The organism is Variovorax ureilyticus (assembly GCF_050632185.1).
Lineage (GTDB): Bacteria > Pseudomonadota > Gammaproteobacteria > Burkholderiales > Burkholderiaceae_C > Variovorax > Variovorax ureilyticus_A.
In genome coordinates this window covers 3,998,606-4,019,417 of sequence record NZ_CP192579.1, presented here as the reverse complement: position 1 = coordinate 4,019,417, position 20,812 = coordinate 3,998,606, and the positions used below count along the sequence as shown (strand labels likewise).

The 20,812-nt window shown below is 68.0% G+C and carries 17 protein-coding genes, 2 pseudogenes and 2 riboswitches; of the genes and pseudogenes, 12 read left to right on the top strand and 7 right to left on the bottom strand.

The features are described 5' to 3' along the window. The first annotated feature begins 5 nt into the window (after positions 1–5). The 3 genes and pseudogenes from ACQ858_RS19915 (at position 6) to ACQ858_RS19905 (ending at position 2,577) form a co-directional block, all read left to right on the top strand. Positions 6–433: pseudogene (locus tag ACQ858_RS19915) on the top strand (copper chaperone PCu(A)C). 90 nt (positions 434–523) lie between these two features. After that, entirely contained in the window at positions 524–1,267 is a 744-nt protein-coding gene (locus tag ACQ858_RS19910) for a PhaM family polyhydroxyalkanoate granule multifunctional regulatory protein (RefSeq protein ID WP_431274285.1), read from the top strand. Positions 1,268–1,308: 41 nt separating this feature from the next. Then, positions 1,309–2,577, top strand: a complete 1,269-nt coding sequence (locus ACQ858_RS19905; protein WP_431274284.1) for an FIST signal transduction protein — start codon at positions 1,309–1,311, stop codon at positions 2,575–2,577. On the opposite strand, the pseudogene ACQ858_RS19900 reads toward ACQ858_RS19905, so the two are convergent. From ACQ858_RS19900 to ACQ858_RS19890, 3 genes and pseudogenes are all read right to left on the bottom strand, one after another. Then, positions 2,538–3,850: pseudogene (locus ACQ858_RS19900) on the bottom strand (D-amino acid dehydrogenase). The gene ACQ858_RS19905 and the pseudogene ACQ858_RS19900 sit on opposite strands and share 40 nt — an antisense overlap. 88 nt (positions 3,851–3,938) lie before the next feature. Further along, positions 3,939–4,045, bottom strand: a riboswitch (glycine riboswitch). A 140-nt stretch (positions 4,046–4,185) separates the two neighbouring features. After that, the gene (locus ACQ858_RS19895; RefSeq protein WP_431274283.1) at positions 4,186–5,418 is read right to left on the bottom strand and encodes an FAD-dependent oxidoreductase; all 1,233 of its coding nucleotides are present in this window, start codon (positions 5,416–5,418) and stop codon (positions 4,186–4,188) included. A 79-nt stretch (positions 5,419–5,497) separates the two neighbouring features. Then, positions 5,498–5,605: riboswitch (glycine riboswitch) on the bottom strand. Positions 5,606–5,749: 144 nt separating this feature from the next. After that, positions 5,750–6,484 carry a helix-turn-helix domain-containing protein gene (locus ACQ858_RS19890; protein ID WP_431274282.1) on the bottom strand — a complete coding sequence of 245 codons (735 nt, stop codon included), beginning with the start codon at positions 6,482–6,484 and terminating at the stop codon, positions 5,750–5,752. 126 nt (positions 6,485–6,610) lie between these two features. On the opposite strand from ACQ858_RS19890, the gene ACQ858_RS19885 reads away from it, so the two are divergent. From ACQ858_RS19885 to ACQ858_RS19865, 5 genes are all read left to right on the top strand, one after another. Then, positions 6,611–7,303 (top strand): hypothetical protein, encoded by a 693-nt coding sequence (locus tag ACQ858_RS19885; RefSeq protein ID WP_431274281.1) that lies wholly within the window; start codon positions 6,611–6,613, stop codon positions 7,301–7,303. A 25-nt stretch (positions 7,304–7,328) separates the two neighbouring features. Then, on the top strand, positions 7,329–9,281 hold the full coding sequence (locus tag ACQ858_RS19880) for an MFS transporter (protein ID WP_431274280.1): 1,953 nt from the start codon (positions 7,329–7,331) through the stop codon (positions 9,279–9,281). Between the two features lie 102 nt (positions 9,282–9,383). Then, positions 9,384–9,953, top strand: coding sequence for a phosphatase PAP2 family protein (locus ACQ858_RS19875; RefSeq protein ID WP_431274279.1), 570 nt, complete (start codon positions 9,384–9,386; stop codon positions 9,951–9,953). Positions 9,954–10,058: 105 nt separating this feature from the next. Next, on the top strand, positions 10,059–10,310 hold the full coding sequence (locus ACQ858_RS19870) for a hypothetical protein (protein ID WP_431274278.1): 252 nt from the start codon (positions 10,059–10,061) through the stop codon (positions 10,308–10,310). A gap of 33 nt (positions 10,311–10,343) precedes the next feature. Next, a complete protein-coding gene (locus ACQ858_RS19865; RefSeq protein WP_431274277.1) occupies positions 10,344–11,432 on the top strand; it encodes a serine endopeptidase in 1,089 nt (362 codons plus the stop codon). Here ACQ858_RS19865 and ACQ858_RS19860 read toward each other — a convergent pair. Beyond that, a complete protein-coding gene (locus ACQ858_RS19860) occupies positions 11,405–12,184 on the bottom strand; it encodes an SDR family NAD(P)-dependent oxidoreductase (protein ID WP_431274276.1) in 780 nt (259 codons plus the stop codon). The two genes, ACQ858_RS19865 and ACQ858_RS19860, sit on opposite strands and share 28 nt — an antisense overlap. A 127-nt stretch (positions 12,185–12,311) precedes the next feature. Here ACQ858_RS19860 and ACQ858_RS19855 point away from each other — a divergent pair, with 127 nt between their 5' ends. Then, positions 12,312–13,232, top strand: coding sequence for an aldose 1-epimerase (locus ACQ858_RS19855; RefSeq protein WP_431274275.1), 921 nt, complete (start codon positions 12,312–12,314; stop codon positions 13,230–13,232). Here ACQ858_RS19855 and tgt read toward each other — a convergent pair. Then, positions 13,229–14,401: a tRNA guanosine(34) transglycosylase Tgt gene (tgt, locus tag ACQ858_RS19850; RefSeq protein ID WP_431274274.1), complete on the bottom strand. Its 1,173-nt coding sequence runs from the start codon at positions 14,399–14,401 to the stop codon at positions 13,229–13,231. The two genes, ACQ858_RS19855 and tgt, sit on opposite strands and share 4 nt — an antisense overlap. Before the next feature lie 82 nt (positions 14,402–14,483). Next, entirely contained in the window at positions 14,484–15,527 is a 1,044-nt protein-coding gene (gene queA, locus ACQ858_RS19845; protein WP_431274273.1) for a tRNA preQ1(34) S-adenosylmethionine ribosyltransferase-isomerase QueA, read from the bottom strand. A gap of 180 nt (positions 15,528–15,707) precedes the next feature. On the opposite strand from queA, the gene recG reads away from it, so the two are divergent. From recG to ubiA, 3 genes are all read left to right on the top strand, one after another. Continuing rightward, positions 15,708–17,816: an ATP-dependent DNA helicase RecG gene (recG, locus tag ACQ858_RS19840; protein ID WP_431274272.1), complete on the top strand. Its 2,109-nt coding sequence runs from the start codon at positions 15,708–15,710 to the stop codon at positions 17,814–17,816. A gap of 41 nt (positions 17,817–17,857) precedes the next feature. Beyond that, the gene (locus ACQ858_RS19835; protein WP_431274271.1) at positions 17,858–18,823 is read left to right on the top strand and encodes a LysR substrate-binding domain-containing protein; all 966 of its coding nucleotides are present in this window, start codon (positions 17,858–17,860) and stop codon (positions 18,821–18,823) included. 100 nt (positions 18,824–18,923) lie between these two features. Next, complete coding sequence (gene ubiA / locus ACQ858_RS19830) at positions 18,924–19,814, top strand: 4-hydroxybenzoate octaprenyltransferase (protein WP_431274270.1); 891 nt, start codon at positions 18,924–18,926, stop codon at positions 19,812–19,814. An 18-nt stretch (positions 19,815–19,832) separates the two neighbouring features. Here ubiA and proC read toward each other — a convergent pair whose 3' ends face one another. Then, entirely contained in the window at positions 19,833–20,690 is an 858-nt protein-coding gene (gene proC / locus ACQ858_RS19825; RefSeq protein ID WP_431274269.1) for a pyrroline-5-carboxylate reductase, read from the bottom strand. Positions 20,691–20,812: the final 122 nt, after the last annotated feature.

Sequence of the window (20,812 nt, the reverse complement as noted above, 5' to 3'; positions counted from 1 at the left end):
TCGACGTGCTGGCCGCCGGCGTCGCCCCCGTCGATGTGCGCGATGCGTGGATTCGCGCATCGGTGCCCGGGCAGAGCGGCACCGGCGCCTTCATGAAGCTCAACGCACCGTCCGGCGCGCGCCTCGTCGGCGCTTCCACGCCAGCGGCCGGCGTTGCGGAAGTCCATGAGATGAAGATGGAAGGCGACACCATGCGCATGCGCGGCGTCCCGAGCCTGGAGCTGCCGGCGCGGCAGACGGTCGAGCTGAAGCCGGGGGCTACCACGTGATGCTGATGGACCTGAAGCAGCCGCTCGCCAATGGAACGAGCGTGCCGCTGACCCTGGTCTTCGAAGACGCCAAGGGACGGAAGAGTTCGCTGGAACTGAAGGTGCCGGTTCAGACCGCCGTGGGTGCGGCCGCGGGCGCCGGGGCGGGCGAACACAGGCACTGACGGGGTCGTCGCCGCGACGGCGAAGGGAGCCCAAAACGCCACCTGCTTGGAGTAAGCTGCCCGCACGACAACTCACTTCCGGAGCCCTTCATGAGCGACACGAGCAAGCCTTTCGCCTTCAGCCAGTTCGTTCCCGGATTCGACTTCCTCAAGAACCTGGCCGGCGCAAGTGCAGCGGCGGGCGCGGCGCCCGGCATGCCGAGTCTCGCGAGTTGGGTTGCGCCGACGCTCAGCGTCGAAGAGGTGGACAAGCGCATCCAGGAACTGAAGACCGTGCAGTTCTGGCTCGAGCAGAACGGCCATGCGCTCAAGGCCACCATCCAGGCGCTCGAAGTGCAGAAGATGACTCTCTCCACGCTGCGCGGCATGAACGTGCAGATGGAAGATCTCGCGAGCGTCTTCACGAGGCAGGCCGCGGCCGCGCCGAAACCCGCGCCGGCAACTACGCCCAGCCGGGAACCGGAGCCGAAGAAGACCGAGCCGGCCGGGGACACACAAGAAGCCGAAGCGGCGACGAAGTCGCCCCGGCGCGCGCGCGCAGGCGGCAACGGTAGCGCCGCACCGGGTGGCGAAGCGGGCGTGGTGGACCCGCTGCAATGGTGGGGTGCGCTGACGCAGCAGTTCCAGCAGATCGCCGGCGCGGCCCTGCAGGAAGCCTCGCAATTGAAGATGCCGGCGATGGCACAGCCGTCCTCCGGCACGGTGGCGCAAAAGGCCCCGGCGGCCAAGTCTGCGAAGAAGTCCGCCGCCGCAAGCAGCAGGTCGTCGCCCGGCGGCCAAGGCGCCGCCGCTGCCGGCAAGACACCGGCTCCAGCGCGCAGGCGGGCGCGCTGAGGCCGGCACCGAATCCCTTCCCGCGAGAGAAAGTCGAGCCCATGAAGATGTTTCCTTCAGGCCACGCCACCCATCCGCAGTGGCGCATGGCTGCAGGGCTGGTGCTCGCGCAACTGCGGGCACAGATGGCGTTGCCCGACTACGCGCATTCGCCCACGCTGGGGCTGCTCTACATCACCGACCACTATTCGGCCGATGCGCAGGAGATCCTCGATCACTTGAGCGCGGAGCTGCCCGAGGTCACCGACTGGTCGGGCACCGTGGGGGTCGGCGTCGCGGCCAACAATGCCGAGTATTTCGACGAGCCCGCGCTCAGCGTGATGCTGTGCGAGCTGCCGAGCGACCAGTACCGCGTGTTCTCCGGCGTGGCGCCACTCGCGAGTACCGAGATGAGCGGCTTTTCGGCGCATACGGCGCTCGTCCATGCCGACCCGCACACGCCGGAACTCACCGAGCTGATCGCCGAGATGGCCGAGCGCACCGACACCGGCTACCTCTTCGGCGGCCTCTCGTCGGGCCGTGCCGGATCGCTGCAGTTCGCGGTCGGCGGCAACGGCAACATTCCGGGCCACGGCGCCCATGGCGGCGTGTTCCAGGGCGGCCTGTCGGGCGTGGTGTTCGGTGAAGGCGTGCGGCTGGTGTCGCGCGTCACGCAGGGCTGCCAGCCGGTGTCGGGCGAGCGCGTGATCACGAAGGCCGACGGCAACCTGCTGCTCGAGCTCGACGGCCTGCCGGCGCTCGACGTGCTGCTGGACGACCTCCATGTATCGCTCGACGAGCCCGAGGAGGCGATCGCCGCGGTGCGCGCGACGCTGGTGGGGCTCGCCGAGGCGGGCAGCGATCGAATCCATCGCACGCGCGACCTCGGCTCCGACGTGCGGGTGCGGCACATCATCGGCCTCGATCCGACGCGGCGCGGCGTGGCGATCGCCGATGTCGCCCCGGCCGGTATGCGCATGACCTTCTGCCGGCGCAACGCGCAGGCCGCGCGCTCCGATCTCATGCGCGTCTGCGCCGAGATCCGCGAGGAACTGGAGCCCGAGGAGCAGACGCTCGCCACCGCACGTGCCGTCGCCGGCGGTGAAACCGGCGCGGCGCCGCATCCAGCGCGTCGCATTGCGGGGGCGGTGTACGTGAGTTGCTCGGGGCGCGGCGGCCCGCACTTCGGCGCGCCGAACGCGGAACTGCAGATCGTGCGCCACGCGCTCGGCGACGTGCCGCTCGTCGGCTTCTTCGCCGCCGGCGAGATCGCGCGGCACCACCTCTACGGCTACACCGGCGTGCTGACGGTTTTCACTGCCGACGACTGAGCCCGGCGCAGGCCGGTGAACGCGAAGTCCACCTCGGGCGCCAGCCCGCTCACGATGCGCGCGATCGACTTGCCGGAGCCGCAGGCATGCGTCCACCCGAGCGTGCCGTGGCCCGTGTTCAGGAACAGGTTCGCAAGCTTCGTTGCGCCGATCAGCGGCACGTTGCTGGGCGTTGCGGGGCGCAGGCCGGTCCAGAACTGCGCCTTCGACGCATCGCCCGCGCCGGGGAAGAGCTGCTCCACCCGCCGCACGATCGCTTCGCAGCGCACGCGGTTGAGGTCGCGGTCGTAGCCGTTGAGCTCCGCCGTGCCGGCGATCCGCAGGCGGTCGCCGGTGGCCGAGGTGTAGCGCGAGAAGACGAGCTTGAATTCATCGTCGGTCAGCGACACCGGTGCGCCTTCGACGGATCGATCACCGGCATCGTCACCGAGTAGCCCTTGGCCGGATAGATCGGCAGGCGGATGCCCAGCGGCGCCGCATAGAGCGGGCTGAGCGAGCCCATCGCGAGCACGTAGGCATCGCCGCGGATGCGCTGGAAGCGGCCTTCGTTGTCGGTCGCTTCGACGTGGTCGATGCGGCCTCCGGCTTCGCGCAGCGCGGTCACGGTGTGGCTCATGAGAAAGCGCACGCCGGCCGCCTCGGCGAGCTTCACCAGTTCGCGGGCGAAGCGGTTGGCGTCGCCCGATTCGTCCTCGGCGGTGTAGGTGGCACCGGCGAGCTGCGCACGGATGTGGGCCAGCGCAGGTTCGATCGCGACCGCCTCGTCGGCGGAGATCACGCGACGCTCGCAACCGAGGGCGCGCATCTGCTCGGCCGGCTCGAGTGCGCCGTCGAATTCCTTCCGGTTCGTATAGAAGTGCAGGATGCCCTGCGTCCGCTGCTCGTAGCCGATGCCGGTGTCGCGGCGCAACTGCTGCAGCGTGTCGCGGCTGTAGGTGCCCAGTCGCACGATCTGCTCGATGTTGTGGCGGGTGCGCGCGGGGGTGCATTCACGCAGGAACTGCAATCCCCAGAGCCATTGCCGCATGTCGGCGCGCAGGCGGAAGAGCAGCGGCGCGTCTTCCTTGCCGAGCCATTGCAGCACCTTGAACGGTGCGCTCGGATTGGCCCACGGCTCGGCATGGCTCACCGAGATCTGGCCGCCGTTGGCGAAGCTGGTTTCGGCGGCCGGGGTGGCCTGCCGGTCGATCACGGTCACTTCGTGGCCGAGCTGCTGGAGGTAGTAAGCCGAGGTCACGCCGAGCAGGCCGGCGCCGAGAACGATCACGCGCATTTCAGAACCCTTTGAAGGTTGCAGCGCTTGGACGAGGGGAAACCGGTGCTTTGAAAAAGAAAAGCAACCGGACTCTCGCGTCCAAGTTGCCGCTCCCCCTGTCCTCGGTACCTGAGAGATTCGCCCGTTGCACCCGCAACAGGGCTTGCTCCTTCGGTGCATCACATCGCGTGATGGCTCTCCAGACGGCTCTGACAGTGATTGCAGTACAGGCTCGTTGCGAGCCGACCTGAGCGTTTATGGGAGTTTGCGCCTTCGGTGGGGCCGCCTTCGCGGCCCGCTCTCCTGCAAGTGCGGCGATTGTAGGGACTTCGCCGCCGAACGGCTACAGGGGGCTACAGGCCCCGGAACGCGAAATCGAGCTCGGGTCGCAGGCCGCTGACGATGCGCGCGATGGACTTGCCCGCGCCGATCGCATGGGTCCAGTTCGGCGTGCCGGGCGCGGTGTTGAGAAAGAGATTCGGCAGCGGCGTCTTGCCGATCATCGGCAGGCGGTTGCTGCTGACCGCGTGCATCGCGGTTTCGAGCGACGCGCGGCGGGTGTCGCCCACGCCCGGGAACAAGGTCTCGACGCGGCGAAGGATCGCGGCGAAGCGGTCGGAGTCGGGCTCGTTCTCCTCGTCGCCGTTGACGCGAACGGTCGAGGTGATGCGCAGGTGGTGGCCGCCCGCGTTCTCCAGCCGCCGGATGCGCAGCCTGCCCTGGCGGTCGTGCAGCGACACGCGAGGCGCGATCGAGAGATCCTTGATGGGCAGCGTGGCCACGTACTCGCGCACGAAGCGCAGTTCCATGTCGATGCCCAGGTGCTCGGCATGCGGCACGCTCGAGGCACCCAGCGCGAGCACATAGGACTGCGCACGCACGACGACCGGTTGGCCCTGTGGATCGAGCAGTTCGACGTGGTCGATGCGGCCGTTGCGCTCCTTGAGCGAGACCACGGTGTGTTTCATCATGAAGTGCACCCCGGCCGCGCGGCACAGGAAGACGATGCCTGCCGCGAACTGCGACGGATCACGCGCCGGGTCGTCGGGCGAGTAGGTCGCGCCGGCGAGACGGCCGCCCATCAACTCCAGCGAAGGCTCCATGTCGATGGCCTCGTCGGCCGACAGCAGGCGATCCTCGCAGCCCAGTTCCGCCCAATGCGGGGCTCGTTCGATGCGCTCCCGGTACGCCTTGGCATCGGTGTAGATGGTCATCTGTCCGGTCGAGCGCGGGCGCTGCGGCATGCCGGATTCGTCGCGCAGCGCGTGGGCGCTCTGGCGGCTGTAGACCGCGAGACGGATCAGTTGGTCGAGCGGATTGCTCCTGGGCGGCACCACCGCCCGCTCGAGCAGGCTTCCGAAGCGACGGCGCAGGGAGGCACGAAGGCGGGACCAGCGTCCCGGCGCAGGCCGCGCCGGTATCGGGACGGCCTGCGATGCCGCGGGTTCGCCGCAGGGGACCCGGCCCCGGGCCTTGGCGGCTGGCGTCGCATGGCGATCGATCACGATCACCTCGTGACCGAGTTGCTGAAGGTAATAGGCCGTCGTGACACCGTGCAGGCCGGCGCCGAGTACAACCACGCGCATGTCCGAATCCTTTTGGGAGGGCATGAACGGCCGGAGCGTGCATTCACTGTGCGGAGCGCTGCTGCCGGGGGTTCAGATCGCCGCTCCCACTGTCTTGTTTACCTGAGAGATTCATCGGCTGCGGCATGCAGCGGACTTGCTCCTTCGGTGCGCCGCGTCGGTGCGGCGTCTCTCCAGTCGGCATGGGTCAATAGGGGGCAGTCTACGAACCGTGCTGCGGTTCACCTGAGCGTTCATGGGAGGTTGCGCCAACGGTGGGACGGGTGCCGTCCGCTTTTCTGCGACCCGAATTTTATCGAGGAAACCGGTTTCTGTCTGTGACAGGCCCTTGTCAGTTCCGGCGCAGCCGCTTGAACAGCTCGAACTCCCAGTTGCGCATGCCGAGCAGCAGGGTGTAGCCCTCGAGTTCCTTCGGCGGCAGCTTCTGGTCGGTCTGGTGCTGCTGCGCGAAGTCCTGTGCCACGCGCTGGAGCCGTTCGAGGAAGGCCGGCGCGAGCGACTTGCTGATCGAGCCATGCACCAGCAGCAGCCCCTCGGCCGGGCCGTCGAAGCCGCCGCGGTAGTAGTCGAGCACGACGTTCTCGCGGAAGAAATCCATCACCGGGCCGCGTGGACGCCAGCGGAAGGTCTTCGCGAGCTTCAGGCGATACCGGTTCAGCGGCCGCAGCTCGATGATGCCGATGCGGTCGAGTTGCGCGAGGTAGCCGATGCACTCGGCCTCGGTGAGGCGGTAGACCGCGACGATCTGCTCCAGCGTCCACTGGCTCAGCACGCAGATCGCGATCAGCAGCAGCTTCTTGTCGTTGATGACGGCCTTCTCCTGCTCCAGCGTGAGCTCCTTGAGCAGCGGCTGCGAATCCGCCACGCGACGCGCGAGCTCGGCGAAGTCGATCTTCAGTGCCCGACAGATCGCGTCGACCCGGGTGAGCGGCATGTCGCCCTTGGCGAGCATCCGCTTGACGCTGGATTCGGCCATGTCGAGCGACTTGGCGAGATCCGCGTAGGTCATGTGCGCATTCTTGAGCTCGTTCTTGAGGGCGACGACGAGGTCGGCGGTGGTGCTCATGGGAAAAGGCGGGTATTGCCGGGCGATACCGGTGGTGGTGAATAAGTGCTCCGTATCGATTCTCGATGCCGTGGAGGGGGCTGGCAACCTAGATTCCGCCCATCGAGTCATCCCTTGGAGTCCGCCATGTCGCTGGATATGCTGAGCAACCTGCCTTTCGCCGCGATCGGCATCTGGGGCCTGCGCTGGCTCCGCTGGCTGGATCGCGCGCACGAGGAAGCGCTCGATGCCGCGCCGGTGCAGCAGCCCGGGTCGCACCTGCCGGTGAACGCGCTCGATTGCGCCTGGATGTTCTTCGCCGGCCTGATCCTGACCGCGCTCGGCTCGGCCTTCTATCACCTGCAACCCGACAGCGTGCGGCTGGCTGCGGACCGGGTTGGCATGGCCGTGGCGTTCGCGGGCCTGATCGGATTCGCGACCTGCGAGCGAGTGAGCGCTCGCGCTGGCTGGCCAGCCGCATGGTTCACGCTGATCGGCGGATTGCTGGCTGCGGCGGTGGGCCACGAGACCGGCAATGCACTGCCCTGGGCGCTGGTGCAGTTCGGTGGCATGGCACTGATCGTGCTGCTGTCGTTTGCCAGGCCGACCAGCGGCGCGGTCGGACTCCGGCTGGGCTGGGTGATCTTCTTCTATGCGCTCGCGAAGCTCTTCGAGCTCGCGGACCACGCGATCTTCGAAGCCACCCGTCACCTGATCTCGGGCCACAGCCTCAAGCACCTGACGGCGGCGCTCGCGGCGCTGCCCGTGCTGCACGCGCTGCAGACCATTGGACGGCGGACGCTGCGGCACAATCCGGGCGCCGTCACCGTGACGGCTTGAGGAAGCCGCCAACCAGGCATTGCGAATGACAACGACCGCCAACGCATCATCCTCCGCCGTGCACGACGCGCCGGCGCACGCCAACCAGTTCGAACTGCTGGGGCAGCGACGCTTCGCACCGTTCTTCTGGACGCAGTTCGCCGGCGCGGCGAACGACAACCTCTTCAAGTTCGCCTTCATCGTGATGGTCACCTACCAGCTCCAGGTGAGCTGGATGCCGCCGGCCATGGCGGGGCTGGTGATCGGTGCGCTTTTCATCCTGCCCTACCTGCTGTTCTCGGCGACCGCCGGACAGCTCACCGACAAGTTCGACAAGACGAAGATGATCCGCTTCGTCAAGAACATCGAGATCGGGATCATGCTGATCGCCGCCTGGGGCTTCATGCGTGCCGATGCCGTGGTGCTGCTGGCGTGCGTGTTCCTGATGGGGCTGCATTCCACGCTGTTCGGACCGGTGAAGTTCGCCTATCTCCCGCAGGCGCTCGATCCGCGCGAACTCACCGGCGGCAACGGCATGGTCGAGATGGGCACCTTCGTCGCCATCCTGCTCGGCCAAGTCGCCGGCGGCCTGCTGGTCGCGCTGCCGCAGATCGGGCGCACCTCGGTCGCGGTGGCCTGCGTGCTGCTGGCGCTGGCGGGGCGCGCGGTGGCCCAGGCGATTCCACCTGCGCCGGCCACCGATCCGGGGCTGCGGATCAACTGGAACCCGGTCAGCGAAACCTGGCGCAACCTCAGGCTCGCGCACGGCAACGTCGTCGTGTTCCGTTCGCTGCTCGGCATTTCGTGGATGTGGTTCTTCGGCGCGACCTTCCTGAGCCAGTTCCCGAGCTTCGCGAAAGAGGTGCTGCACGGCAACGAGCAGGTGGCCTCGCTGCTGCTGGTGGTGTTCTCGGTGGGCATCGGCATCGGCTCGCTGCTGTGCGAGACCCTGAGCCGGCGCCAGGTCGAGATCGGGCTGGTGCCGCTCGGCGCGATCGGGATGAGCGTCTTTGCGATCGACCTCTACTTCGCGTCGCGTGCGCTGCCGGTGCTCGGCGATCTCGGGCTCGCCGAATTCCTCCGCCTGCCGGCCCACTGGCGCGTGCTGGCCGATCTCGGCCTGCTGTCGCTCTCCGCGGGGCTCTACAGCGTGCCGATGTATGCACTCATCCAGTTGCGCAGCCAGCCGACGCACCGCGCGCGCATCATCGCCGCCAACAACATCCTCAACGCGCTCTTCATGGTCGCCAGTGCGGTGATCGCCGGGGCGCTGCTGAAGACGGGTTTCACGATCCCGCAGATCTTCCTGATCACCGGCATCGCGAACGCCGTCATCGCGTTCTACATCTTCATGCTGGTGCCGGAATACCTGCTGCGCTTCGTGGCCTGGGTGCTGTCGCGGGTCGTCTACCGCTTCGGCATCAAGGGCGAGGAGCACATCCCTGCCGAGGGCGCCGCGGTGCTGGTCTGCAATCATGTGAGCTTCATCGACGCGGTGCTGCTGATGGCGGCGAGCCCGCGGCCGATCCGCTTCATCATGGATCACCGCATCTTCGCGGTGCCGGTGCTCGGATGGCTCTTCCGGCTGGCGAAGGCCATTCCCATCGCACCGCAGAAGGACGATCCGGCTGCCTACGAGGACGCCTTCAGGCAGGCCGTGCAGGTGCTGCGCGACGGTGATCTGCTGGCGATCTTTCCCGAAGGCGCGATCACGCGCGACGGGCAGTTGCAGCCCTTCAAGGGCGGGGTGATGAAGATCCTCGAAGGCGCCCGGGCCGAAGGCATCGATGTGCCGATCGTGCCCATGGCGCTGACCAACCTGTGGGGCTCCTTCTTCAGCCGCGTCGAAGTGCGCGACGGGCAGAACGTCGCGATGGTGCGGCCGTTCCGGCGCGGCTACTTCAGCCGTGTGGGACTCAACGTCGGCGACGCGATGCCCTATGCCGAGGTGCAGCCCGATGTGCTCCGGCGGCGCGTGAGCGGACTCATGGGGGCATGAGCTCGCCGTGATGCCGCCCCTGCGCCTCGAAGCACTCTGGCCCGCTGTCACCTGGTTCGGTGACAGCGGCTTTCTGCTGCCTGCATCCCTGTGGATCACCGCGTGGCTCGCGCTGCCCCCGCGACGCGCGGCTCGGCGTGGCGCTGGGTGATTCTGTTCGGCCTCGGCTGCAGCGTGATCCTGATGTCGAAGCTCGCGTTCATGGGCTGGGGCATCGGCATCGCGGCGATCGACTTCACGGGATTCAGCGGGCACACGGCGCTGTCGGCCAGCATCTGGCCGGTGGCCGGCTGGCTGCTGGCTTCGCGGCAGGATCACCGCGTTCGCGTCACGGCGGCCGTGCTCGGGCTGGTGTTCGCGGCCGCCATCGGCGTCTCGCGCCTCGCGCTGGACGCGCATTCCGCTTCGGAAGTCGCGGCCGGCTTTCTGCTCGGCGGGGTGGTGAGCGGACTGTTCCTGTGGCGGCAGCATCGTTCGCCGCATCCGCGACTGAGCTGGGTGCTCGTGGCGCTGAGCCTCGCGACGCCAGCGCTGCTGCAGCGACCGGGCACCGCGGCACCGACGCAGGGTGCGCTGGAGGTCATCGCCATGCGCCTCGCAGGAACCGACCGGGTCTATACCCGCGCCGACCTCCTGGCTCGCCGGAACGCTCGGTCGATCGGTATCGAATAGAGATACCGAAGGCGCTGGAGCGCGCCACTGGGTCGTCACCTTGTGCCTTGACGCCGGGACGCGAACCATCATCCGCGCACCTTCACACTGCAACGAGAAACTGTCATGAGTCGGAAACCCACGAACTTCGGCCCCTACGAGCGCGAATTCCAGGCCCGCGTTTCGCGCTTGCGCCGCCTGCTGAAGGGGGTGGTGCAAGCGATCCTGGCGGCGGCCGCGGTCACCCTGGCCGGCGTGTTCCTGTTTCCGCTCAACGCGCATGCGCAGCAGGTGCTGGGGTCGCTCGACGGGCCCCCGGCGCGCATTGCCCGGCTGCACACCGAGGGCTATGCGCCGGTCGTGCTCGACAAGCGCTAGACCAGAATCTGCAAACTTCAGAGAAGGACCTCCATGAGCAAATCCCTGCGTCTGTCCGAAAAGTGGTTTCGCCGCGGCCTCTGGGTGGTGGCGGTGGTCTTCGCGAGCTTCCTGATCGGACTGGGCAGCACCATCGTCGGCGACCTGCCGCGGGTCGAGCACCGGATCGAACTGGACGATTTCATCGACCGCGCCGCCGCCGAACCGCTGCGCAACACGGTGCGCAGCGCGGAGCGCGCCGAGCAGGAAGCCGTACGCGATCGCGAACAGGCCGACCTCAAGCTGCTCGCGGCGCGGCAGGCCAGCCGCGCGGCCAGGGAGACCTTCTCGAACTGGCTCGCGACGCGCCATGCAACGGCGCAGCCGGACCAGGACGCCGAGCTCATTGCGCGCACGAAGGCGCTCGACGCGCTCAAGCAGAAGGAGGACGAGGCCGAGCGGGCTGTCGGCGCGCAGCGGCAGATCGCGCTCGACGCGCGCCAGTCGCGCCAGCGTGCCGCGGAGCAGCTCGCCAAGCTGGAGGACGAGGCGCGCGCGCGGATGGACACGGAGAACCGCCGCGTCGAGTTGCGTGTCTTCCTCTATCGACTCGCGCTCACGCTGCCGCTCCTGGTGATCGCGGGCTGGCTCTTCGCGAAGAAGCGCAAGAGCACCTGGTGGCCCTTCGTCTGGGGCTTCATCTTCTTCGCGCTGTTCGCGTTCTTCGTCGAGCTCGTTCCGTATCTGCCGAGCTACGGCGGTTACGTGCGCTACGCGGTGGGCATCGTGATCACGGTGCTCGTGGGGCGCTATGCGATCGTCGCGCTCAACCGCTATCTCGAGCGCCAGAAGGCCGCGGAATCACAGCCCGACACGGTGCGCCGCAACGAGTTGAGTTACGACACCGCGCTCGCGCGGCTCGCCAAGGGCGTGTGTCCGGGCTGCGAGCGGCCGGTGGATCTGAAGAACAGCGAGATCGACTTCTGCCCGCACTGCGGCATCGGCCTCTTCGACCACTGCCACGCCTGCAAGACGCGCAAGAGCGCATTCGCGCGCTTCTGCCACGCCTGCGGAACCGGTGCGACGGCGCAGGCGCCGCGCGATCCTTCGTTGCCTCAGGTCCAGCCGGCGTCCACCACGTAGTCCTGCGCGGTGCACATCTTCGAATCGTCGGCGGCAAGGAACAGCGCCATGCTGGCGATGTCCTCGGCCATCACGCGGCCGGGGAGGCACTGCGCCGCATCGATCTCCGCATGCGACTCGGGCTTGACCCAGAGATTGAGCTGCCGCTCGGTCATCACCCAGCCGGGCACGAGCGAGTTGACGCGGATGTTCTCTTTGCCGAGATCGCGCGCCAGGGCCCGCGTGAGCCCGCGCGCGGCCGACTTGCAGGCCTGGTAGACCGGGTAGCCGCGGCCCTTGATCATCCAGCTCACCGAGCCGAAGTTGATGATCGATCCGCCGCCGGCCGCGCGCATGTCCTCGGCCACGGCCTGCGCGGCAAAGAACTGGTGCTTGAAGTTGACCGCGGCGAGCCGGTCGAAGTCCTCGCTGGTCACGTCTTCCATCTCGTGGCGACGGTCGTTCGCCGCGTTGTTGAGCAGTACGCGGATCGGGCCGAATTGGGCGCGCACCGCGGCGATGGTGGCTTGCAGCGCGGCCACGTCCGTGACGTCGCATGGCAGGAAGAGCGGCGCGTTCTCGCCACCCAGCACGGCGGCCAGCGCGCGGCCGGCATCCGCGTCGATGTCGCAGAACCCGACGCGCGCGCCCTGCGCGTGAAAGGCGCGCACCAGCGCTTCGCCGATCCCCGTCGCGCCGCCGGAGATGAAAACGGTACGGCCCATCAGGGACGGATAGCGCGCCGAAGGCGAGGGAGAGGTCGAGTCGGTCATGTCGGGTTCCCATGAAAGATGAGCCCGGACGATGGGCCGGGCTCGCGCGATTTTGACGCGCGGTTGTGCCCTGTGTCACCCGTGTGAACGAGAATGCCGCGATCCCGGCGTACCGTGGTGCGATTCGATGAATGACAACGAGACAGAACGTGTTCGGCTCGAAGCAGGCGCTTTGCGCCTGGAACTGGCACCTGCGATCGGTGGGGCGGTCACCGCGCTTTACGACGTCGAGGACGGTGCCCGCTTCGACTGGCTGCGTCCCGCGACCGACGACGCGCTGTCACGCCGCGATCTCTTCGCGATGGCGAGTTTTGCGCTTCTGCCGTGGTGCAACCGCATCCGCGAGGGCCATGCGCATTTCGGCGGCCGTGGGATCGCGATTCGTGCAGGGCATCCGGCCGGGCCCTCGGGCAGGCATCCGCTGCATGGCATCGGCTGGATGCGCCCGTGGCGTGTCACGCAGGCCTCGGCGACGCGGGCTTTGCTCGAACTCGCCGTCGACGCCGACGCGCAGTGGCCCTGGCGATTCGAGGCTTCGCAAAGTTTCGAGCTCGATCCGTCGGGACTTCGCTGCAACGTCACGCTGACCAACCGCGATGCGGCGCCCATGCCCGCGGGGATCGGGCATCACCCGTACTTTCCCCATCGCACCGGCACGCGGCTCCAGACCGCGACCGCTGCGATGTGGCGCGGTGATCCGGAAGTGATGCCCGTCAGCCTCGAAGCCACTGCCGAGGTGGCCAAGCTTCGCCATGGTGTGCGCTTGTCCGAACTCGACCTGGACAACAACTTCACCGGCTGGCAGCACGCCGCGCGCATCGACTGGCCCGCGTCCTCACGCGCGCTGGTGATGTCGGCCGAACCGCCGCTCGATTTCTTCGTGCTGTACTGTCCGAGCGGCGCGGATCACTTCTGCGCCGAGCCGGTCAGCCAGTGCACCGATGCGATCAACCTCGCGGACCGCCATGGCCCGGCCGAGTTGGGCGGCGCGGTGCTGGCGCCCGGCGAAACGCTCTCTGGAACCTGGGCCTTGCGTTCCGTGCGCTAGACGCCGCGTGCGCGGTCGGCCTTGAACTGCGCGCGGAATTCGCCGAACCGTCCCGCGTCGAGCGCCTCGCGGATCTCGCGCATCAGGTTCAGGTAGTAGTGCAGGTTGTGGATGGTGGTGAGCATCGGCCCGAGCATCTCGCCGCAGCGGTCCAGGTGATGCAGGTAGGCGCGGCTGAAGCCCTCCCGTCCGCCTTCGTTCCACGACACACCCGACGCGCCCGCGCAGGCATGGCAGGTGCAGCTCGGATCGATCGGCTGCGGATCGCTCTTGTGGCGCGCGTTGCGCATCTTGAGGTCGCCATAGCGCGAGAACAGGGTGCCGTTGCGCGCATTGCGCGTGGGCATCACGCAGTCGAACATGTCGACGCCTTGCGCCACGCCTTCGACGAGATCCTCGGGCGTGCCGACGCCCATCAGGTAGCGCGGCTTGTGCGCCGGCAGCCGGTGGGGCGTGTGCGCCATGATGCGCAGCATCTCGTCCTTGGGCTCGCCGACGCTCACGCCGCCGATGGCGTAGCCCGGGAAGTCCATCTCGACCAGCTTCGCGAGCGATTCTTCGCGCAGGTTCTCGAACATGCCGCCCTGCACGATGCCGAAGAGCGCGTTGGGGTTTGCAAGGCGCGCGAACTCGTGCTGGCAGCGCAGCGCCCAACGCAGGCTCAGTTCCATCGACTTGCGCGCTTCGGCCTCGGTGGTGATGTGGCCCTGCGTCTCGTACGGCGTGCATTCGTCGAACTGCATGACGATGTCGCTGTTGAGGATGGTCTGGATCTGCATCGAGACCTCGGGCGTGAGGAAGAGCTTGTCGCCGTTGACCGGTGACGCGAACCTCACGCCTTCCTCGCTGATCTTGCGCATCGCGCCGAGCGACCAGACCTGGAAGCCGCCCGAGTCGGTGAGGATGGGCTTGTTCCACTTCTCGAACTGGTGCAGCCCGCCGAAACTCGACATCACGTCGAGGCCCGGGCGCATCCACAGGTGGAAGGTGTTGCCGAGGATGATCTGCGCACCCATCTCGTCGAGGCTGCGCGGCATCACGCCCTTGACGGTGCCGTAGGTGCCCACGGGCATGAAGATCGGCGTCTGCACCACGCCGTGGTTCAGCGTGAGCTTGCCGCGCCGCGCGTGGCTCGACGGGTCGGTGGCGAGGAGTTCGAAGTTCAGCATGATTCAGTGCCCGTCCGGCCGCCCGAAGGGCACTGAGCGCCCCCTCGGGGGGCAGCGATACACGAAGTGATGAGCGTGGGGGTCATATCAGTTTTCTCTCGAGCAGCATGGCGTCGCCGTAGCTGAAGAAGCGGTAGCGCTCGCGGATCGCGTGGGCGTAGAGCGCCATCACGTGCTCGTAGCCCGCGAAGGCGCTCACCAGCATCATGAGCGTGCTCTTGGGCAGGTGGAAGTTGGTGATGAGCACGTCGACGTGCTCGAAGGCGAAGCCGGGCGTGATGAAGATGCTCGTATCGCCCGAGGATTCGCCGCTCTTCGCCCACGATTCGAGCGTGCGGACGGTGGTCGTGCCGACCGCGACGATGCGGCCGCCGCGCGCCCGGGTCTCGGCGATCGCGCGCTGCGTGGCTTCGGGCACTTCGTAGCGCTCGGCGTGCATCGTGTGCTCGGCGATGTTCTCGGTCTTCACCGGCTGGAAGGTGCCGGCGCCGACGTGCAGCGTCACGTTCGCGCGCCGGATGCCGCGCGCTTCGAGTTCGGCCAGCAGGGCGTCGTCGAAGTGCAGCGCGGCGGTCGGTGCCGCGACCGCGCCGGGCACACGCGCGAACACCGTCTGGTAGCGGCTTTCGTCGTCCGCCGAATCGGTGTGCGTGATGTAGGGCGGCAGCGGCACGTGGCCGCAGCGTGCCATCAGCGCATAGGGGTCTTCGCCCGAGGGGCTCTCGAAACGGAAGCGGAAGAGGGCGCCGTGCTCGTCGGGCCAGCGGCCGAGGAGCGTGGCGCTGAAGCCGCCGGTCATCGCGAGCGTGGTGCCGACCTGCGGCTTCTTGCTGACCTTCATGTGCGCGACCACCTCGTGGTCCTGCAGCACGCGTTCGACCAGCAGTTCGAGCTTGCCACCCGTCGGCTTTTCGCCGAAGAGACGCGCCTTGACGACGCGCGTGTCGTTGAAGACCAGGAGATCGCCGGGCCGCAGCAGCGAGGGCAGGTCCCGGAAGATCCTGTCGACCGGTATGTCGCCCGTGCCGTCGAGCAGCCGGGAGGCGCTGCGTTCCGCGGCGGGATGCTGCGCCACCAGTTCAGGCGGCAGATGGAAATCGAAATCGGAAAGCGTGAAGTCGCGCATGTTGTTGAGGGCTGGACAGACCCGTGCCAATGGGGCCGCACGACCAGGTGATCCCTTTTCGGGAAATACCGCGGAACCGGCTCTGCCGGGCCGCTGGTATTGCCCCTGCAAGGGGTTGGCGAAGCGACACGAAGTGCGCGCAGCCTGGGGGTGTGCGTAATCACCGGGCAGAATTGTCCCATGCCTGCCGCTGCCAAGTCCCCGCCAACGGAAAAGCCCGTACCCGCGCCGGCGCCCGGCACCGGCATGAGCGCGGTGCAGCGCGCGCTGCGCAAGCTGGGCCTGCTGCGGGACATCGATTTCGCGCTCTATCTGCCGATGCGCTACGAGGACGAGACGCGCATCGTGCGCCTGGCCGACACGCGCGATGGCGAGATGGCGCAGATCGAGGCCGTGGTGACCGAAAGCGAGGTGGTCTATCGGCCGCGCCGGCAGTTGATCGTCACGGTCGACGACGGCAGCGACACCTGCCAGCTTCGCTTCTTCAATTTCTATCCGTCGCAGCTAAAGCAGCTTGCCGTGGGCGCGCGCGTGCGCATCCGCGGCGAAGTGCGAGGCGGCTTCGTCGGGCGGCAGATGATGCATCCTGCCGTCAAGGCGGCGGGCACCGCATTGCCGGAGGCTTTGACGCCGGTCTACTCGACCATCGCAGGGCTGGCGCAGCCGGTGCTGCGCCGCGAAGTCCGTTCGGGGCTCGCGCGCGCGGTGCTCGACGAAACGCTGCCGCCCGGCGCAGCGCCATATGGCACATGGGACCTGCGCCGCGCGCTGGACTTCCTGCACTACCCCGCGCCGGATGTCGCGATCGCCACGCTCGAAGACCACAGCCATCCCGCATGGCAGCGGCTCAAGGCCGACGAGCTGCTGGCGCAGCAACTCTCCCAGCTGCAGGCGCGGCGCCAGCGCGCGGCACAGCGGGCGCCGGTGCTCGAGGTGGACTCGGCGGGCGGCAAGCTGCACAAGGATCTGCTCGGCGCGTTGCCGTTTGCGCTCACGGGGGCGCAGCAGCGTGTGGGCGAAGAGATCACGCGCGATCTGGCCCGCGAAGTCCCGATGCATCGGCTGCTGCAGGGCGACGTCGGCTCGGGCAAGACCGTGGTCGCCGCGCTCGCGGCGGCGCGCTGCATCGACGCGGGCTTCCAGTGCGCGCTGATGGCGCCGACCGAGATCCTCGCGGCGCAGCACTTCGGCAAGCTGGTGAACTGGCTCGATCCGCTGCTCGCCGAGCGCGGCCTGCGGGTCGCATGGCTCACCGGCAGCCAGAAGAAAAAGGAACGCGACACCATGGCCGCCGCCGTCGAAAGCGGCGAAGCGGCGCTGGTGGTCGGAACGCATGCCGTCATCTCCGAGAAGGTGCGCTTTCGCCGTCTCGCGCTCGCGGTGATCGACGAGCAGCACCGCTTCGGCGTGGCGCAGCGGCTCGCGTTGCGCGGCAAGGCCGGCGAGGATGTCGAGCCGCATCTGCTGATGATGAGTGCCACGCCGATCCCGCGCACGCTGGCGATGAGCTATTACGCCGACCTCGACGTCTCCACGCTGGACGAACTGCCGCCCGGCCGCACGCCGATCGTCACGAAGCTGGTGGCCGACCATCGGCGGGATGAAGTCATCGACCGCATCCGTGCCCAGCTCGAACAGGGTCGGCAGGTCTACTGGGTCTGCCCGCTGATCGAGGAAAGCGAGGCCGTCGATCTTCGCAACGCCACCGAGACGCGCGACGAACTGGCCGAGGCCCTCGGCGAACAGGTCCGCGTCGGCCTCTTGCATTCGCGGATGCCGACGGCCGAGAAGCAGTCGGTGATGGAGGACTTCACCGCCAACCGGCTGCAGGTGCTGGTGAGCACGACCGTGATCGAAGTCGGCGTCGACGTGCCCAACGCCTCGCTGATGGTGATCGAGCACGCCGAGCGCTTCGGCCTCTCGCAACTGCACCAGCTGCGCGGTCGCGTGGGTCGCGGCGCCGCGGCTTCCGCGTGCGTGCTTCTCTATTCGCCGAATGAGGGTGGGCGCGTCGGCGAGGCAGCCCGCGCCCGCCTCAAGGCCATGGCCGAAACCAGCGACGGCTTCGAGATCGCGAGGCGCGACCTGGAGATCCGCGGCCCCGGCGAATTCCTCGGCGCCCGCCAGTCGGGTGCACCGCTGCTGCGCTTTGCCGACCTGACCAACGACGCCTTGCTCCTGGACTGGGCTCGCGAGCTGGCTCCGAAGATGCTCGACCGCCACCCCGATCTGGCAGCCCGCCACGTCGATCGCTGGCTGGGCAGCAAGGCCGAGTACCTCAAGGCATGAACAGAGCCCCGAGCCGGGGCGAGCGATAATAGGTTTTCGCTATGACACTCACCGAACTCAAATACATCGTTGCGGTCGCGCGCGAGAGACATTTCGGAAAGGCCGCGGAGGCCTGCTTCGTGTCGCAGCCGACCCTGTCCGTGGCGATCAAGAAGCTGGAGGACGAACTCGAGGTCAAGCTGTTCGAGCGCAGCGCAGGCGAAGTCACCGTGACGCCGCTCGGCGAACAGATCGTCCAGCAGGCGCAGAGCGTGCTGGACCAGGCCGCGAGCATCAAGGAAATCGCCAAGCGCGGGAAGGACCCGCTCTCGGGGCCGCTGAACCTCGGCGTGATCTACACCATCGGCCCCTATCTGCTGCCCGACCTGGTGCGCCAGAACATCGCCCGCACGCCGCAGATGCCGCTGGTGCTGCAGGAGAACTTCACCGCCAGGCTGCTCGAGATGCTGCGCTCCGGCGAGATCGACTGCGCGATCATGGCCGAACCCTTCCCCGATACCGGCCCGGCCATGGCGGCGCTCTACGACGAGCCTTTCATGGCCGCGTTGCCGGCCCACCATCCCCTGGCGAGCAAGGAGTCCGTCACCTCCGACGAGCTCAAGAAGGAGACGATGCTCCTTCTGGGCACCGGCCATTGCTTCCGCGACCACGTGCTGGAGGTCTGCCCGGAATTCGCGCGCTTCTCCAGCAATGCCGAGGGCATCCGCAAGAGCTTCGAAGGCTCTTCGCTCGAAACCATCAAGCACATGGTCGCCTCGGGAATGGGCGTCACGCTGGTGCCGCGCCTGTCGGTGCCGGCCGATGCGCTCAGGCCCAGGTCGAAAGGCCGCAGGGAGCCGGAGCAGATCGTGCGTTATCTGCCGGTGCGCGACGCGCAGGGAGGCGATCCGCCGACCCGGCGCGTGGTGCTGGCGTGGCGCCGCAGCTTCACGCGCTACGAGGCCATTGCCGCGTTGCGCAACGCGATCTATGCCTGCGAGCTGCCGGGCGTCAGGCGCCTCTCCTGAAAGACGCGCCATCGGCCTACGGATCGAAGGGCGGTCTCGCGCGATGGCTGCGCTAGAGTGCAGTCTTGCCGCCAACCAACGGAAGAAAGAGCTCACTGCCATGGCCGCCACGGGGTCGCTCCAACCCACGCCCGCACCCCGCCGCGGGCGTTTTGCCCTTTATCTCGACCTGATCCGCTGGAGCCGGCCGGCGGGGTGGCTGTTGCTGCTCTGGCCCACGCTGGGCGCGTTGTGGTTCGCGGCCGGAGGCTGGCCGGGCTGGCATCTGCTGGCGGTGTTCGTGATCGGCACGATCCTCATGCGCAGCGCGGGTTGCTGCGTGAACGACGTCGCCGACCGCGACTTCGACCGGCATGTCAAACGGACCGCGAAACGGCCGGTCACCAGCGGCGAAGTCTCGGTGCCCGAGGCGCTCGCAGTGGGCGCCGTGCTGGCGCTGGCCGCGTTCGCGCTGGTGCTGACCACCAACCGCCTCACCGTCCTGATGTCGTTCGCGGCGCTCGCGGTGACCTTGATCTATCCATTCGCCAAGCGCTTCGTCTCGGTGCCGCAGGCGGTACTCGGCGTTGCCTTCAGTTTCGGCATTCCAATGGCATTCGCCGCCGTTCGCGGCAGCGTGCCGGCGGTGGCGTGGTGGCTGCTGGCCGGCAATCTGTTCTGGGTGCTGGCCTACGACACCGAGTATGCGATGGTCGACCGCGACGACGACCTCAAGATCGGGATGAAGACCTCGGCGATCACCTTCGGCCGCCTCGATGTGGCGATCGTCATGTCGAGCTACGCGATCTTTCTCGCCGTGTGGACCGTCATCGGCACCGCCGCCGGACTGGGCGTGGCGCTCTACCTGGGGATCGGCATCGCCGCGGCGCAAGCTTTGTGGCACTGGCGGCTGATCCACGACCGCACGCGCGACGGTTGCTTCAAGGCCTTCCGGCTCAATCACTGGCTCGGCTTCGCCGTATTCGCCGGGATCGTCGCCGGGTATCTATGAGCCCGACCGGGCGCGAACTCAAACCCCGCCGAACTCCTTGCCGAGTTCGGCCGCGCGCCGATGGGCCGCGCGGATCGCGGTCTTGAACTTCGCCTTGACCTCGTCGTTCTCCATCGAAGTGATCGCCGCGTAGGTGGTGCCGCCCTTCGACGTCACGCGCTCGCGCAGGACGGCGGGGGGCTCGGTCGCGTTGGCGGCCAGCGCGGAGGCGCCGGTGAAGGTGCCCACCGCGAGTTGATACGCCTGCTCCGGCGTCAGGCCCAGCTCGATGCCGGCTTCGGTCATCGCCTCGATGAAATAGAACACGTAGGCCGGGCCGGAGCCCGACACCGCGGTCACGACGTCGAGTGCCTCCTCGGCGTCGACCCACATCAGCTCGCCGGTCGCGCCGAGGACCTGCTCGATGAGCTTCCGGTCGGCGATGTCCGCCGCCTCGCGCGCGAAAAGGCCGGTCATGCCCTGGCCGACGAGCGCTGGCGTGTTCGGCATGGCGCGGACGACGCGCTCGGTCCCGAGCCAGCGCGCGATGCTGCCGGACGGGATGCCGGCGGCCACGCTCAGGTGCAGCGCGTCGGGCGCCAGTCCGCGCACCGGCCGCGCCGCCTCGGCGAAGCTCTGCGGCTTGACGGCCCACACGATCACCTCGCACCGGGACAGTGCGGGGCCCGCCGCGGGCTGCGCGGTGATGCTGAAATCGTTGGCGAGCCGGGCGCGCGCCTCTGCTAGCGGTTCGACGACTTCGATGCTGGCGGGCGGAACGTCCTGCTTGAGGAGCCCGCCGATGATGGCGCTGGCCATGTTGCCGCCGCCGATGAAGCCGATGGGCGGGAGCGGGGTCGGTTCCCGCCGGGGCAGGAAGGTGACTGCGATATTCATGATCAGTTGTTGACGGGGAATGGATCGTGTGCCAGAATATCAGGCTTCGCTTCAAAAAGGCGAGGCTTCTGCCCAGCGGAAGCACACCGAAGTGGTTTCGGTGTGTGGACGACGGGCCCAAG